General features: G+C 47.8%; 19 protein-coding genes and 1 pseudogene. 7 read left to right on the top strand and 13 right to left on the bottom strand.

Annotation, left to right across the window (positions count from 1 at the left end; genetic code table 11):
• Window positions 1–168: 168 nt before the first annotated feature.
• The gene (gene chlP / locus PN498_RS04920; protein ID WP_272061590.1) at window positions 169–1,404 is read right to left on the bottom strand and encodes a geranylgeranyl reductase; all 1,236 of its coding nucleotides are present in this window, start codon (window positions 1,402–1,404) and stop codon (window positions 169–171) included.
• Between the two features lie 520 nt (window positions 1,405–1,924).
• Here chlP and PN498_RS04915 point away from each other — a divergent pair.
• From PN498_RS04915 to PN498_RS04905, 3 genes and pseudogenes are all read left to right on the top strand, one after another.
• Window positions 1,925–2,439: pseudogene (locus PN498_RS04915) on the top strand (helix-turn-helix domain-containing protein); the annotation flags it as partial.
• Window positions 2,440–2,577: 138 nt separating this feature from the next.
• Window positions 2,578–2,778, top strand: a complete 201-nt coding sequence (locus tag PN498_RS04910) for a hypothetical protein (protein ID WP_272061589.1) — start codon at window positions 2,578–2,580, stop codon at window positions 2,776–2,778.
• Between the two features lie 101 nt (window positions 2,779–2,879).
• On the top strand, window positions 2,880–3,239 hold the full coding sequence (locus PN498_RS04905) for an STAS domain-containing protein (RefSeq protein WP_442951400.1): 360 nt from the start codon (window positions 2,880–2,882) through the stop codon (window positions 3,237–3,239).
• 184 nt (window positions 3,240–3,423) lie between these two features.
• On the opposite strand, the gene PN498_RS04900 is transcribed toward PN498_RS04905, so the two are convergent.
• The 5 genes from PN498_RS04900 to fraC all read right to left on the bottom strand — a co-directional run bounded on the left by PN498_RS04900 (window position 3,424) and on the right by fraC (window position 7,952).
• Window positions 3,424–4,056: a chromophore lyase CpcT/CpeT gene (locus PN498_RS04900; RefSeq protein WP_272061588.1), complete on the bottom strand. Its 633-nt coding sequence runs from the start codon at window positions 4,054–4,056 to the stop codon at window positions 3,424–3,426.
• Window positions 4,057–4,190: 134 nt separating this feature from the next.
• Window positions 4,191–4,973 carry a phycobilisome rod-core linker polypeptide gene (locus PN498_RS04895; RefSeq protein WP_272061587.1) on the bottom strand — a complete coding sequence of 261 codons (783 nt, stop codon included), beginning with the start codon at window positions 4,971–4,973 and terminating at the stop codon, window positions 4,191–4,193.
• Window positions 4,974–5,554: 581 nt separating this feature from the next.
• A complete protein-coding gene (locus PN498_RS04890; RefSeq protein ID WP_272061585.1) occupies window positions 5,555–6,334 on the bottom strand; it encodes an ABC transporter permease in 780 nt (259 codons plus the stop codon).
• Between the two features lie 65 nt (window positions 6,335–6,399).
• Complete coding sequence (locus PN498_RS04885) at window positions 6,400–7,395, bottom strand: DUF5357 family protein (protein WP_272061584.1); 996 nt, start codon at window positions 7,393–7,395, stop codon at window positions 6,400–6,402.
• A gap of 5 nt (window positions 7,396–7,400) precedes the next feature.
• Complete coding sequence (fraC, locus tag PN498_RS04880; RefSeq protein ID WP_272061583.1) at window positions 7,401–7,952, bottom strand: filament integrity protein FraC; 552 nt, start codon at window positions 7,950–7,952, stop codon at window positions 7,401–7,403.
• Between the two features lie 253 nt (window positions 7,953–8,205).
• Here fraC and PN498_RS04875 point away from each other — a divergent pair, with 253 nt between their 5' ends.
• Complete coding sequence (locus PN498_RS04875; protein WP_272061582.1) at window positions 8,206–9,339, top strand: cob(I)yrinic acid a,c-diamide adenosyltransferase; 1,134 nt, start codon at window positions 8,206–8,208, stop codon at window positions 9,337–9,339.
• Between the two features lie 4 nt (window positions 9,340–9,343).
• On the top strand, window positions 9,344–10,276 hold the full coding sequence (locus PN498_RS04870) for a DNA-methyltransferase (RefSeq protein ID WP_272061581.1): 933 nt from the start codon (window positions 9,344–9,346) through the stop codon (window positions 10,274–10,276).
• Between the two features lie 29 nt (window positions 10,277–10,305).
• Here PN498_RS04870 and PN498_RS04865 read toward each other — a convergent pair whose 3' ends face one another.
• Window positions 10,306–10,521, bottom strand: a complete 216-nt coding sequence (locus PN498_RS04865) for a hypothetical protein (RefSeq protein ID WP_272061580.1) — start codon at window positions 10,519–10,521, stop codon at window positions 10,306–10,308.
• A 378-nt stretch (window positions 10,522–10,899) separates the two neighbouring features.
• On the opposite strand from PN498_RS04865, the gene PN498_RS04860 reads away from it, so the two are divergent.
• Together PN498_RS04860 and PN498_RS04855 are read left to right on the top strand one after the other, a co-directional pair.
• Window positions 10,900–11,400 carry a DUF302 domain-containing protein gene (locus PN498_RS04860; RefSeq protein ID WP_272061579.1) on the top strand — a complete coding sequence of 167 codons (501 nt, stop codon included), beginning with the start codon at window positions 10,900–10,902 and terminating at the stop codon, window positions 11,398–11,400.
• A 177-nt stretch (window positions 11,401–11,577) separates the two neighbouring features.
• Entirely contained in the window at window positions 11,578–11,904 is a 327-nt protein-coding gene (locus PN498_RS04855) for a DUF3007 family protein (RefSeq protein WP_272061578.1), read from the top strand.
• A 28-nt stretch (window positions 11,905–11,932) separates the two neighbouring features.
• On the opposite strand, the gene PN498_RS04850 is transcribed toward PN498_RS04855, so the two are convergent.
• The 6 genes from PN498_RS04850 to PN498_RS04825 all read right to left on the bottom strand — a co-directional run.
• Complete coding sequence (locus PN498_RS04850; RefSeq protein WP_272061577.1) at window positions 11,933–12,115, bottom strand: type II toxin-antitoxin system HicB family antitoxin; 183 nt, start codon at window positions 12,113–12,115, stop codon at window positions 11,933–11,935.
• A gap of 2 nt (window positions 12,116–12,117) precedes the next feature.
• Window positions 12,118–12,390, bottom strand: coding sequence for a DUF2283 domain-containing protein (locus tag PN498_RS04845; protein WP_272061576.1), 273 nt, complete (start codon window positions 12,388–12,390; stop codon window positions 12,118–12,120).
• Complete coding sequence (locus tag PN498_RS04840) at window positions 12,387–12,626, bottom strand: DUF4926 domain-containing protein (protein WP_272061575.1); 240 nt, start codon at window positions 12,624–12,626, stop codon at window positions 12,387–12,389. The genes PN498_RS04845 and PN498_RS04840 overlap by 4 nt, the downstream gene beginning before the upstream one ends.
• Window positions 12,627–12,667: 41 nt before the next feature.
• On the bottom strand, window positions 12,668–13,078 hold the full coding sequence (locus tag PN498_RS04835; protein ID WP_272061574.1) for a type II toxin-antitoxin system VapC family toxin: 411 nt from the start codon (window positions 13,076–13,078) through the stop codon (window positions 12,668–12,670).
• 9 nt (window positions 13,079–13,087) lie between these two features.
• A complete protein-coding gene (locus PN498_RS04830) occupies window positions 13,088–13,327 on the bottom strand; it encodes an AbrB/MazE/SpoVT family DNA-binding domain-containing protein (protein WP_272061573.1) in 240 nt (79 codons plus the stop codon).
• Between the two features lie 139 nt (window positions 13,328–13,466).
• Window positions 13,467–13,896, bottom strand: a 430-nt coding sequence (locus PN498_RS04825) for a pentapeptide repeat-containing protein (protein WP_272061571.1), incomplete at its 5' end; no start/stop codon positions are given.

Raw genomic sequence — 13,896 nt, 5'->3', positions numbered from 1 at the left:
AATTCTGTAGAACTTTGCTCTTCTGGTTCGCCTTTGGCGTTCTCGGAGAGTGGAGTACTTTGCAGTTTGAATTCTGCGTAGCGGTACTAATGGTCTGCCAACAGAAAAAACCGCGACGTTATCGCTAACGCCACGGCTCCTCGGAGTATCATTTGGCTGTTCAGAAACTTACCAGGTTCGGGTTGGCGAAAGCGCACTGCCCCGCAAAAGGCTACCCACCGTTTTCGCTGTGATCTTCAGCTGAGTCACAGGGTTGGCAGGCACAACAGTCTTATACAGATAGCTGTCGAAGGTGAGCTTCTGGACGTCCATATCGGCACACATTTCGACAAAAGCTTCACGGGTTGCGTCTGTGCGATAGAACACGCGCTGTAGCAGATCCAGCACTAGGTATGTCGTGCCGTACTGCTTATCCCAACGCTTGAGGTAGACCTTCAAATCTGCCTCAGACGGAATGCGCTGGCCTGCTTTGGAGAATTCGACCACAGTTTCAGCACACAACCGACCTGATTTAGCCGCAAAGTAGATGCCTTCACCGGAAGACTTGGTTACTGTGCCAGCAGCGTCGCCTACCAAGGCGACACGACCAACAACCCGTCGAGGGCGAGGATGCTCAGGAATAGGGTGCGCTTCGACTTTGATGATTTCGCCGCCTTCAATGCGCTTAGCGGCCCGCTTGCGGATGCCTGCCTGTAGAGACTTAATCTTGGCCTGATTGACCCGCATCGTTCCGGTTCCGACAGCGACGTGGTCATATTTCGGGAAAACCCAAGCGTAGAAATCTGGAGAAACGTCATTCCCGACGTACATTTCGGCCAACTCTTCGTAGTAAGCCATCTTGTCATCGGGGATGCGAATGCGCTCTTGGAAGGCGATCGCATAGTTGTAATCCCCAGCGTCAATTGCCTTAGCCACACGGGAATTAGCACCATCTGCGCCAATGACTAAATCAACCTGCAAGGTTTTGCTTTCACCGACCAACCCCTCAGGTCGATGCTCTGTGTAATGAAGTGTGTAGGGTTCATTGCTGGACTGCGGCAACTCCAGCTTATGCATGGTGCCATTGATTAAATGAGCGCCTGATTTGTGAGCACGATCGCGCAAGAAGCCATCTAAAACTTCCCGACGGCACATGCCAATATATTCGTCATCCTTGAGTGTGCCCCCGATGTTGACCTCAATGTTGGAGGGAGAGATCATTTTCATCTTTCGGACTCGGCGATCGATGATTTCGGGTGGCAGGTCAAATTCATCAACCATGCAGAGGGGAATTGCCCCACCGCAAGGCTTAGCATTATCTAACTTGCGCTCAAGTAGATAAGTCTCAATTCCAGCTTTGGCTAAGGTTTCAGCAGCAGAGGAGCCAGCTGGCCCACCTCCGACAACGGCAACTCGCAGTGTCAAGAGAATTCTCCAGATTTGTTAAATCTACGAAACGCATCGTATCACGGGGTTTTGGTGACTTTTTGCGGAGAATTCGGGTTGTAACTGGAATGCAACAGTCGTTAACAATTGGATACTAAAATTGCTACTTCCTTTATGCATAAACCTTGACGGCATCAATGCTTTAAAAGGCGTAGCTTAGCCTCTGGGCTGGTGCACCTAACAATACTTAGGTGCTCAGCGTATAGCCAACTGGCTCGCCGTCTTGCGCTAGCGGAACTGGCGACGGCTATAGGTGTCAATACGGCGTATTGGACACGGCGCACTGGACTCTAAACGATCTATAGCCCCATGCAGCTTGGTCAAGTACATCTCAGGGTCTTCAGGGATTAGGGATTAGGGATTAGGGAGTGGGGTGTGCTTGATTCAAATGCATGCTGCTATAAATAGCGCTACAGAATTCTAGGGCTCTAAACGAAGCGCGGCGGCTCGACTTAGTTAAAATGATAGAATAGAGACACTGATTCAATGGGTCGATGATATGGGCAGAGGCAGACGCGAGAAAATTATCTTGAGCCAAGATCAGCGCGATCGCCTAGAAAGCATCACCCGTAATGGTCATGCACCAGCGAAGAAGATCCTCCACGCACAGATTTTATTAATGGCAGACGAAGGCGAACATGCCCCCAAAAAATGGACAGATAGCGAAATCGCTGCGGCTCTTAGTCTGCATGTCAACACCGTAGGACGAATTCGCAAGCGATTTTTGCATCATGGAGAAGACTCAGCGCTCGAACGCAAGGTCAGGGAAACACCTCCAGTGCCTCCTAAAGTCGATAGTGCGATCGAGGCTCATCTGCTTGCTCTATATCGCTCAGAACCGCCTGAAGGTAAGTCAGACTGGAGTATTCGCCTGTTGACTTCAGAGCTTAAGAAACGGGGGATTGTGACTGAGATTAGTCGTGAGACAGTCAGGCGAACTCTCAAAAAGAATGATTCTGCCCTTAGAAACCAAAGCGCTTTTGCATCCTCCACCAAGAGGTAGCTCGATGGGTAATCGGGAAGTCTTGCTTAAGCCCTAAACTAACCTTATAACTCTGTAAGGATTAGGTAATTGACTCGTTTTTTTGCTTTAAAATTGACTGCAAAATAAGAAAATATGAAATGTTTCAGAGTTTCTCTTAGGCTATGTAGATGACCGGACAGGTTATGGGTACTTTCATATTTGTTCCGAAGTATGTGCGTCGGCTTAGCGACATTGGAGAATATCTGGGGCATTCTACGAATATTGAGGAAGATTTAGAAGTCGTTGGCATTGTTTCGGCTTCGGTCGCTGTGCTGAAAGAGGTTTTGCAGATAGATGTATTCGTTTGCACAGGCTTTCAGGTAGCTTAGGAAGTGGAAGCCAACGAAGATATGGTGTGGGTTTACTCGGGCAGCCTGTTAGCTTAGCTAAGCAGTGGTGAATTCTAAGGTAGAGGTATCCCATAAAAGGTATGGATCAGAAAACACATAATGCTGAAGACGGAAGGCAGGTTATTGTAATTACTCCATCAGGGCGTTTGGATATTACAACTGCTTGGCAGTTTCGATTGAAACTTCAAGACTGCATTTCGCGTCTTAGCCCGCATATCGTTGTTAACCTCAGCCAGGTCAACTTCATTGACAGTTCTGGGCTAACGTCATTGGTTGCTGGCATGAGAGATGCTGGCAAAGTTAAAGGGAGTTTCCGAATCTGTAATGTTCATCCGGAGGCCAGGCTAGTCTTTGAAGTCACGATGATGGATTCAGTATTTGAAATCTTTGAGACTGAGGAGGAAGCGCTTCAAAGCAGCCCAAAGCAAGTAGCTAGCTAGGTCGGTCCTCTAGTTATCCCGTAGAAATCCATATGAGATGTCAGCACTGAGGACACGCAATCGTCAGAACAGGCAATAATCAACAGTTTGGCAGAAGAACTTCAACAGTGATGAGACTTTCAACTAAAAGAATTTGCAATCAGACTGTTACCTATCCTTACCTTTCAAGACAGGGCTGAACCAGCTAATAGGATGGCGGTAGCAAAGTTGATAGGTCTTCTATCTTTATCAGCTTGAAAGGACCATTGGTTGCTCCCCAAGTTGATTGACCTGTTTCTGGATCAATGCCCTTGTCATACATCCAAAAAGCCGCACTATCCTGTCCGTTGGAGACGGGGACGATCGCGTCAAACGCCAACGCCACTAGCTTTTCCTCTCCATTCACCGTAAAGCTGCATTTTTCCCCGGCATAGTGTCGTGCTTCAAACCGGGTAGCGCTTGCCTGCGGTTGCATCGTGACTTTTAAGCGACTGCCTGAAAGAGACTGCAAACACTCTGACGATAGCGTTTTGATCAACGCTGAATCCTGTGCTGCCCCTTGAAAGGCTTGTGGATCATTCAAAGCGTAATATTCAGCAGTCAAGTCGTCATTGATGCACCTAACCCGTAAGACTCGTTGACGATAGGGCGGTTGTGGAAAGGCCGCGCTCGCCTGTTCAATAAAGAACGTCAGGCTATCATCTGCAAAAAGAGGAACTGGACGACTCCACAGCTTGATGTGGACAAACCAAGCGGGTTCAGCCAAAGCCTGCTCTCGATTCTGAAAAACTCCTGCCAGGCACTGGCCTAACTGCCTAAGCTGCATCGCCTGATCCATCGAAACTAGTCTCTATAAACTGTCCCAACGATTCTATAACTAAAGGCAAAAGAAACCGGAAGTAGCGCAACAGTCATGCGCTACTTCCGGCACTGATGTTTATGAGATCTAGGTTGTGTATGAGGCTTTTGAGGCTAGATGTGTACCCAGCCAAACCAAGACAGCACCACACCTGCAACCAAAAGGCCAGCGGCGCTGGCTCCCGCGATCGCAACACCACCCCCTATCCGACGAACAATTGAAGGATACGGAGGCTTCTGCCACTGCCAACGAGTTGGCGCAGGAATAGAATTGAGACGGTAGTTCCCCGGAACGTGGGTTCGCTCGAAGTCGTAGCCTAATGCTTTCAGCTGGGCCAAATGATCTTCTGAATAGCGGGGCATGTGAGCGAAGGTGACATCGCCCTCGGCTCTCTGAGGCAAAATACGTCGCCGTTGGTAGGGTAGGGCATTCTCACCAAAGTTCTGAACGTACTCTTCACTCTCAAGCAGGGCATCAACAAAGCCACTAAGCCCCTTGGTCGCTAATAGGATTGACCAGGACAACACTTCGCGATCGCTGTAGGCTTCTCGGCCTAGCACTCGCTGAATACACATTCTGACAAATCGATAGTTGTTGTTAACGTCGTAATTTCTTTCGCGAAAAACAGGGGATAACAACAACCCTCGCACAAAGGACCTTACAGTAATCTGTCCCATTTTTAGCTGAGATTCCAGCACAGCAAGGCGATTACTCGACAATAATTGTTGTTCATTAAAGATTTGTCGGTAAGCAGCCAGGATTAGGTCCTCAATTTCTCCATCGTCTAACAAATTGTCGCTTGTAAAAACGCGGGGTTGCTCATCTCCAGGAACTTCGAACCCCTGCACTCGTTGCTTTTGGCTAGTAGGTTCATAAGCTAATTGTTGAAGAGTCACTGAATTCTCCTCCACTAAATTTTTTATGGATTTTGGGCAGCGTTAAACTCTGCTTCGAGAGATCAAAGATCACTTGAAACAGTCAGTTCAACCGGGGTAGTTTAGCCACTGTGTTGCCGCAAATTGTCTGCGGCAAACGATTCATAGCTTTGAGTCAATCCAAACTAATCAGAATTTTATGGCAACCAATTAGCGGATTGATTGAGAGCAAATAGGCAGAGCAACACAACTCTGTTGCTACTCAACCATTCAGTCTCAAAGTCAATTGAAGCTAAAAGCTTCAAAAAGGCAAAAATGTCTTCTCCAAAGTTCACTACTCATAAAAGAATAAAAGTTGAGTGACACGATTAGGCAATTTTACTCAAAAAGTAGACATATAAATTCAAGGATATTTATTCGCCAAGAAAGTTTTTTGAGGTTTTCTATTGTTTGAGTAGAAGTAAGTCATTGGAATGACTTCTTTTAATCGTTTCTATAAGTCTTCAGAGGTCTGTTTTCTACATAAAGTGAATGCTTTTTGTTAAGCCATTAGGCTGTAAAGCGATAAGCAGGCTTGATTTATGTCTGCATCTCTCAGCTGACTAAAACTGACGACGAGAAAAAATAGCGACGGAAATTGATAGTAGAAGCGCTATGTAGAGCAAGCTATAGGCGAAGTGGCCGATGAGTTCAGGTGTTGAAGGCAGGAGAGTCATTCCATAGACCGCTTCATTTCGGAGATTTAGCCGCTCTAGATCAGGCAGAATGAGATACATGCCGTTAGCAACTCTTTGAAATCCTGCATTTTCACTCAGTTTGCCAAAGGCCACAATGTCTTGACTCAGGTGTCCCATCAGATAAACGCCAATGGTGAGCAGCGTTGCTAAGAGAGAACTGGTGAAAACTCCAAACAGAAGGGCTGCTGCTGTCAGCAGTACCATTTCAAGAAAGGTGAAGAAGACGGCTATCAAAAGGCTGGACAGAGTGAACGAAATCTCGTTGATGATGAGCACAGCCAGATAAATTGCGGTTAGCAGCGTCATCAGGACAGCTAGCACAGCAGATAACCCTACATGCTTGCCTAGGATGAATTCCAGGCGACTGACGGGTTTAGAAATGAGAACCAGGACAGTACGCTTTTCAATCTCTTTATTAATGAGGCCGGTGCCCACAAAGACAGTGACGACCAACCCTAAGATGTGAATGCCTGCAAGCCCCAAATCTAGGGTGATTTTTTCTTCAGCGCCCGCTGCAACATCGGGGAGCAAGGCCGCGATCGCAAACAGTAAAACTGCATAAATAGCAATCAGGTAGAGCACTCGATCGCGAATCACCTCTTTGAAAACATTGATAGCAATGACCCAGATGCGTGACAGACTCATGGTTTTAGTAAGGATGATCGACGAAATAAAATAGGCAGCTTTAACTATCCAGGTTAGTGGTCTGTCTAGGTTACAGGTAAGGGTCTGCCGGGCTTCTTGGGTGTGGCTAAGTCGCATGTTACTTCTGCAACTGGGCTAGGCTGGACCGTTTCCCCCTCTTCGTTGATGGTGGGTTCGGCAGGCGATCGCGGCTGAATGATACAGGTTTTCTCTAAGAAATACCCTTCATCCATTGCTGTTGGACCCAGCCAAAAGGCCCTCAGATCTAATCCATAGCGATTATTGTCCAATGAGCGAGGACTTGCCTCTAATCGCCAGAGCTTCCTTTCTTTGGGATATTCCAAGGCATCTATAGTTTTGACTTCAAGATTAACCAGCCTTTCGTCCAAGTTTAAGAGCCATCGCTCGACATAAGACCACGGCGTATCGTTCAACGTTCCTCGGATCTCTGTCTCCACAGATGTCAGCAAAACAACCCCCCGAGCCTGTTCCTCAGGAAAGTTCGAAACTCGGGAAACAAAACCACTGTCGCTGAAATCGTCTGCCAGAAGACTGGGATAATCTTCAAACCAGTCTTGTAGTCGAAAGGAAAACTGAAACCAGTTGCTAAATAACAGAGCAATCAGCGAGAGCAAAATAAGATTCTGCCGCATGGCTGGTGGCGGGATCTTGGGCTTCAACTCCCAGTTCAGAAACTGAGGGATTGCTGCGATCGCAACGGATACGATCGGCCAAACTGTGAGGCCGGTTCGCCAACCTAAAGGGAGTAACCCAAAGACATAGGTGCAAACGATGGCTCCCATAACCCACGGCGCCACTGGAATGCCAAAAATGGGTAGCTTGACCCCTTCAAGCAGCCAGCCAATCCCTAAAGCAAAAAAGACCCATCCTGCTGTTGCGATCAGATTGACGGTAATCTCTCCTCCGCCAACCAGCCGAGTTACCCAAGACATTGTGAAAGAGAAAATGCCCAGATAGATCAGTGTTTGCCAGGCGTAATAATCCTCTGGAAAGAGCACGTCTGAGACACGTGCCCAGATGACTCGTAAAAAATTGATCATAATTTTTAGCTCAATCCATGGCGCAACAGCAAGATTACTAAAACTGCCGAGAAGCTGAAAGCGTTGGCTTCTAAAACGGCCAAGACGTGAGGAGAAGAGGTTGGCGCTGAAGATGAGCGACGGTATCGAAAGCGATTGGTGTTTTTCTCTACGACGGGCTTCACGATTGGTTTATCCAATAGCCAAGTCAACCACTCCAGCGCAGTTACCTTCGTCCAGAGGGTGAGGAAAAAAGCAACCAATCCTGTCAGCACTACTACAAATCCCATTCGATCCGACAGCACATTAGGATAAAAATCGCCAAACAAAACATAGCTGATGATTTGCGTTCGGACCGTCTCAGGCAGAAGGGGTTCTATTCCCAAAAATAAAACCCATCCCAATACCACGGTGAGTAAGTTGATGGTTGCTGCGTAGCGAATACTGGGCTGAAATCCCAACCTCAGCTGCCTTCTTAAGACAATGGCCTCTAATGCGATCGCTACCAGTAGCAATAAACACTGAAAGACAATCGCCTTGAGAGGAAGAACTGCTGCCTCGTCGATGAATAATGGCATGGCTGTGAGAAGAACGGGATAAGCAGAAAAGCAAGGGCTAAACCCTGGGAGCCGCAGGAAGGTGCCTTCACAATAGCCAATGAACAAATTCAGACTATCTAGTCGCAACCTCACCTTATATGAAGGAGAAATCGAGAATGACCCTATCAAAGGCTTCTTCCTATACGCTAGGCAAAAGGGTATCTCCTTCTAAGGGGTTTCGCTAAAATTTTAAGCCGGGGCTGATAAAAACTTAACGCCTGATAGCAACAATATGGTGAGAACTGGCATCGGAATTCGCACAGCGCAACTCAATAACGAGCGCTTGGCGGGACAAATTCACGTTTATGACGGGGAAGGCAAAGGAAAGTCGCAGGTCGCTTTAGGGGTTGTATTGCGATCTATTGGTCTGGGAATCCAAAACTTTATGGAGAGCCGAGTCCTACTGTTGCGCTTTCTCAAAGGTCCTGGACGGACCTATGACGAGGATGCTGCGATTGAAGCCCTCCAACGAGGTTTTCCTCATCTGATTGATCAGGTTAGAACCGGACGAGCTGAGTTTTTTGGCCCTGATGGCATCACCAAGTTCGATCGCTTAGAAGCGCAGCGAGGCTGGGATGTTGCTAAGGGAGCGATCGCCTCGGGTCTCTATTCCGTCATTGTGCTAGACGAGATCAACCCCGTTCTAGATTTGGGTTTGCTATCCGTTAATGACGTTGTGCGATCGCTTAAAAACAAACCTGAGCATCTAGAAGTTATTGCCACTGGACGGGCTGCGCCTTCCCCCCTGATCGAAATTGCCAACCTCCACTCTGAGATGAAGCCTCGGCGTCATCGAAACATGGATTTTCCAGGCATTGAAGGTGTCGAAATTTATACTGGAGACGGTAAAGGAAAATCAACCAGCGCTCTAGGTAAGGCTTTGCAGGCCATTGGGCGAGGTATTAGCCAGGACAAATCCCATCGAGTTCTAGTGATGCAATGGCTTAAAGGTGGACGAGGCTATACGGAAGATGCCGCTATTTCGGCACTACGCAAAAGCTACCCCAACTTAGTAGATCATCAGCGCTGTGGGCGAGATGCCATTGTCTGGCGAGGACAGCAGCAGGAAATTGACTACGTTGAAGCGGAACGCGGCTGGGAATTGGCCTGCACTGCGATCGCCTCTGGCCTTTACAAAACGGTGATTTTGGATGAACTGAATCCTACAGTTGATTTGGAATTGCTGCCCGAAGAACCCATTGTTCAAGCCCTTCTCCGTAAGCCTCGCGACACTGAAGTCATCATTACAGGCCGCTGCAAAAACCCACCAACCTATTTCGAACTCGCCAGTATTCATTCAGAGGTCTTCAACCACAAGCATTATGCCGAAAAAGGGGTTGATCTCAAGCGTGGCGTCGATTTCTAGGACCATGCCTGATTCAGCCTTTTCAGAGTTGCCCCGGCTTGTAGGCCAGCGATTCACCCTTGCCCCCAATGCCAGCGGCAGTCAACTCCAGTTTGACCATCCGAATGGACAGTTATTTCAGGGGGATGCAATTGACTGGTTAACTTCTGTCGAAGCTGAATCAGTCAACCTGATTGTTGCTGACCCGCCCTACAATCTTAAAAAAGCCAGTTGGGACAGCTTCGAAACTCAGGAACACTACATTGAATGGTCGCTAAAGTGGATTGAGCAGGCTGCTAGAGTGCTTAAAAAGAGCGGCACGATGTATGTCTGCGGCTTTTCAGAAATTCTTGCCGATATCAAACATCCCAGTATGCGATTCTTTGCGTCATGTCGGTGGATCGTTTGGCATTACAAAAATAAGGCCAATCTTGGTCAAGATTGGGGGCGATCGCACGAGAGTCTCCTGCATCTCAGAAAGACTCAAAAAGTCAAACTTAATGTAGACGACATCCGGATTCCGTATGGCGCACATACGCTCAAGTATCCGGTTCATCCGCAGGCCGACACTAGCCAATACGGTAATGGCAGCAAGCCTAAAAAGGTTTGGACACCTCATCCCAAAGGAGCCAAACCTAAAGACGTTATCGATATCCCAACAACTTGTAATGGGATGCACGAATCTACGCCCCATCCTACTCAGAAGCCTGAAGAATTGATCCGAAAATTGATTCTGGCATCCTCCAATCAAGGGGACGTAGTACTAGATCCGTTTTCAGGATCTGGAACCACTTTAGTCGTTGCAGAGCAGCTAGGGCGACAATGGCTAGGGTGCGACTCGAATCCTGAATACAATCAGTGGGCGATGGATCGACTGGATAAGGTCAATCGTATGAGCGTTGACCAATGGATTGAGTATGACCAGAAAGTGACTGCCCGTCGAGAAAAGATCCGCTAGAGACCTACAGCAGCTGTATTTTCCAGCACTCAAAATGCTAGTAGATCCAACTCGGTGTCCGTGAGGTTTTCAAAATCAACAAGCTTTGTCCGCTCAGCAAGGTATCGACTTGTGTAGATTGACGATTGTTTAAAGCGAGGATTCGGCTGACCAGTCTGGGCATCAGCTTCAGCATAAGCTTCAAGATATTCAGGTGCGATCGCTCCCTTGCGAGGAGGCAGAAAAGTATCCTTAGAAAGGGTCATAGACTGCTTCTGTAAAACTTCAGAAAGATACGATATCGGCACCTTTAGCAAAAACCTTGAGAATTTCCGGAAGCCTTAAGAACCTTTCCTGCCGTCATGAAATTAGTTAACGACAATAGCGCTGCCAATATGAAGATGGCGACGATACAATCCCTAGATTTTAGTGACAATCAAAGCGATTAGCCTTTTACTAGCTCAATAGCTGTTGCAACAGGCCACACGAATATATCCCGTTATGAAGCCCAAGACCATCACAGTTGAATTCTTCAGCAATTCTCAGCTACTCAACTTCGGTAAGCAGTAAGCTACTGTCTGTTGCGTCTACCTTCTGCCAATCCGACAAACCCGCCAAGCTTTGTAACCTATAAGCACATTGCTATGAAACCCCTTCAAAAGATTTCAATTGTTGCTTTTCTCGTCATCTTGCTTTGTTTTTCTGTATCCCGATGGACGGCGTCCGCAGTTGCCGAAACAGGCGGACCTAATGGTATGGTTCAGTTTACGAGTCGTTTCACCCTCGCTGAGACTAGCGATCGCCTAACCGCACTCTTAGAAGAGCGTCAGCTGAACCTGATGGCCCAAATTGATCACGCTCAAAACGCCAGATCCATTGGCAAAGAATTGAGAGACACCCAACTCTTCATCTTCGGCAATCCTGCTGTGGGTACCCCTTTGATGCAGTGTGCTCAAACGGTTGCGATCGATCTGCCGCAAAAAATGCTTATATGGACCGATGAAACGGATCAGGTTCACTTGGCCTATAACGATCCCTATTACTTGATGGATCGCCATGCCTTGGGCGATTGCGAAATGGTGATCGAACGAGTCAGCCAGGTGCTGGAAGACATCGCCACCCAAGCCACCCATGAAGCTGATTAGGATCATTTCTAGAACAATCCTGCGACCATAAATATAGCTTTAGCCATTTGGGCTTATGCACCAAACAACATTTGGGTGCTTAGCCTATAGCCCAATGGCTTGTCGTCTTGTCCCAACGGAACTGGCGATGGCTATACCTTTGCTGAGAGAATACGTAAGAGATGAGAACAGGCAACTATGCGGAGAATTGATGTCATTGGTATCGGACTCGGCGTATTCATCACTGGTGGAGTCCTATATATAGGCTTTCGTGCAGTAGGATTCGATGGGCTGTCAGCGGGCGTCTGGAGCCAAGTTATTTTTGTGGCAGGACTTTTAGCTTGGGTCTTTTCTTACCTATTTCGCGTGGTCACCAGCAACATGACTTATGGTCAACAACTCAGAGACTACGAGGATGCTGTGTTGCAGAAAAGGTTAGAGGAAATGACCCCCGAACAATTGGCTGAACTGCAAGCCGAAATCGAAGCTGAAAAAGCTGCCGAAAATGAAACTGACCCGTCGTAGGAAGTTGAGTGCCTAAAGAGATAGCAGTCTATGGAATTTGTTTCTCCTCAGCTCTAGCTGCATCAAGCCATACTTGCTGAGCTATCTCTAGCTCTTGTAATGCTTCAGCTGGAGTTACACCGAATGCTGAACAACAGAGCAAATCAGGAATGTCAGCGATATACCCTCCGTCTTCTTCGCTATGGAAAATGTTGATGTGATAGTCCCTCATGGTCAGCGAACGAGATTCAAAATTTTGCCCTGCACAGATTCCAGAACCCTATCTCGGATGTAGGCGCTAGCATTGAGGATTTCGATACCGATGAGTTCCCCCGCATCGTTAAGTTCAGCGGTGCTGTTCGGGCTGACTTCAACGCTGCCAGCTTCAGGTTCTTCGGAGATCAGCAGATGAAGGATGTCTTCTTCCTGAAAATAGTTCATCTGAGGATTTTGGGATTGAGGATTAGCCATCGGAAATGAGGGTTTGGTGTTAGCGATACTACTCATGCCGCAGTAACGGCTGGCTCATGAAACAACGGCATCAGCTTCTGCACAGAAATTGTCTCCATCGCATAACTCTGGCCATCATTGTCGGAGAAATCAACCAAACAGGCTTCACCGTTGAACTTCATTAAGACAGTACCTACCTGACCTCGGCGAAGCAAAATAGACGACTGTGTGTCTGGATGTAGCGCTTCAAGATCCTCAGTGAGAGCAACAACATCGTATTCGTGTATGGTCATCTCTCAGACATTAGTGCTTTATGGATAGGCTATCAATTAGCCTAATGGTACGAAAGCCAATTTTCGAGATTGATACCAGGGACTCTTTCAAACTCGCGGACGTTTGCAGTGACGAGTGTTATGTCAAGGGTCAGGGCATGGGCTGCGATCAGCAGGTCATTTGGACCGATTGGAGTTCCAGCTTGCTCCAGAGATTTACGGATAACTGCGTAATGCTTTTCGATTGGTGACTCAAGAGGAAGCACAGGCAAAATTTGCAGGATCCGTTGAATTTGCTGAGACACTCGAGCAGAATCACTTTTCTCAGCTCCGAATTGCAGCTCGCAGGCAGCAACGATGCTAGTGCAAACGCTATTTTCGTCAACCCTATTGATCTGCTGAAGAATTCGACCTTGAGGATGCCTAACCAAATCTGAAAGGATGTTGGTGTCGAGGAGATACTGATAGGCCATGAGCCAGCGCTAAACAATAACATCGTCCAGAGGCAACAGGTCGGCATCAATATCGGGAAACGGATCAGGAATATCCTGCAAGGTGTTCAGCAGAGAGACTAAAGATTTAGGTTTCACTGGCTCTACAATCAAACGCTCTCCTTCTTTCCGAATGAGCACTTCATTTCCTGACAAGGCTAATTCTGGCGGAATAGTCAGAACCTGCGACTCACCAATAGGGTGCAGTGTAGTGTGGTGTGAGGCTGGCATTCAGTGCCCTCCCAAGCATAAGAGCGTTGTAATTCCATTATGACTCTGCCAAGAGTAAGGCTGAAGGTATAGCCAATGCTCATTACGCAGCTTTGGGTAATTTAATCCAAAATCGCCAATCTAAAATCCAAAATCGCCGTCACTCCCATTCCTTCTGACGCTGCTCCTCAAGATAGGTTTCCGCCTCCTCGAGCGTTTCAAATCGGCTTGGATAGCGCTCTAGCAATACAGCTGGAAGCTTGTCGCAATCGCGATCTTTCCCGCCCTCAAATTCAATGCCCTCTGGTAATGGAGAATTGCAGATCAACGGTGGCGCTTCTCCAGTCAATTGTTGCACCGTCAGATTTCGAACCGTTTTTAGGTCAGTAGCCAGAAAAATGCTGCGGATTAGGTCGGTGTTGCGGAGGTTGGTGCCGAAGAGGTCGGCGTTGCTGAGGTTGGTGCCGAAGAGGTCGGCGTTGCTGAGATAGGCGTTGCGGAGATAGGCGTTGCTGAAGTCGGCGTTGCGGAGGCTGGCAGAGCTGAGGTTGGCGATGCGGAGGTTGGCAGAGCGGAGGTCGGCGTTGCGG

Origin of the sequence: Oscillatoria sp. CS-180 (assembly GCF_028330965.1) — a bacterium.
Classification (GTDB): domain Bacteria; phylum Cyanobacteriota; class Cyanobacteriia; order Phormidesmidales; family Phormidesmidaceae; genus Halomicronema.
This window is presented reverse-complemented; position numbering and strand designations above follow the sequence as displayed.

What these genes read in the sequence shown, in the direction of transcription:
- PN498_RS04840 (WP_272061575.1), bottom strand. Translation starts at nt 12,626, where the DNA reads ATGACCATACACGAATACGATGTTGTTGCTCTCACTGAGGATCTTGAA.
- PN498_RS04870 (WP_272061581.1), top strand. Translation starts at nt 9,344, where the DNA reads ATGCCTGATTCAGCCTTTTCAGAGTTGCCCCGGCTTGTAGGCCAGCGA.
- PN498_RS04855 (WP_272061578.1), top strand. Translation starts at nt 11,578, where the DNA reads ATGCGGAGAATTGATGTCATTGGTATCGGACTCGGCGTATTCATCACT.
- PN498_RS04860 (WP_272061579.1), top strand. Translation starts at nt 10,900, where the DNA reads ATGAAACCCCTTCAAAAGATTTCAATTGTTGCTTTTCTCGTCATCTTG.
- PN498_RS04850 (WP_272061577.1), bottom strand. Translation starts at nt 12,115, where the DNA reads ATGAGGGACTATCACATCAACATTTTCCATAGCGAAGAAGACGGAGGG.
- PN498_RS04835 (WP_272061574.1), bottom strand. Translation starts at nt 13,078, where the DNA reads ATGGCCTATCAGTATCTCCTCGACACCAACATCCTTTCAGATTTGGTT.
- PN498_RS04900 (WP_272061588.1), bottom strand. Translation starts at nt 4,056, where the DNA reads ATGGATCAGGCGATGCAGCTTAGGCAGTTAGGCCAGTGCCTGGCAGGA.
- PN498_RS04875 (WP_272061582.1), top strand. Translation starts at nt 8,206, where the DNA reads ATGGTGAGAACTGGCATCGGAATTCGCACAGCGCAACTCAATAACGAG.
- fraC (WP_272061583.1), bottom strand. Translation starts at nt 7,952, where the DNA reads ATGCCATTATTCATCGACGAGGCAGCAGTTCTTCCTCTCAAGGCGATT.
- PN498_RS04910 (WP_272061589.1), top strand. Translation starts at nt 2,578, where the DNA reads ATGACCGGACAGGTTATGGGTACTTTCATATTTGTTCCGAAGTATGTG.
- PN498_RS04905 (WP_442951400.1), top strand. Translation starts at nt 2,880, where the DNA reads ATGGATCAGAAAACACATAATGCTGAAGACGGAAGGCAGGTTATTGTA.
- PN498_RS04885 (WP_272061584.1), bottom strand. Translation starts at nt 7,395, where the DNA reads ATGATCAATTTTTTACGAGTCATCTGGGCACGTGTCTCAGACGTGCTC.
- PN498_RS04830 (WP_272061573.1), bottom strand. Translation starts at nt 13,327, where the DNA reads ATGCCAGCCTCACACCACACTACACTGCACCCTATTGGTGAGTCGCAG.
- PN498_RS04845 (WP_272061576.1), bottom strand. Translation starts at nt 12,390, where the DNA reads ATGAGTAGTATCGCTAACACCAAACCCTCATTTCCGATGGCTAATCCT.
- PN498_RS04865 (WP_272061580.1), bottom strand. Translation starts at nt 10,521, where the DNA reads ATGACCCTTTCTAAGGATACTTTTCTGCCTCCTCGCAAGGGAGCGATC.
- PN498_RS04890 (WP_272061585.1), bottom strand. Translation starts at nt 6,334, where the DNA reads ATGAGTCTGTCACGCATCTGGGTCATTGCTATCAATGTTTTCAAAGAG.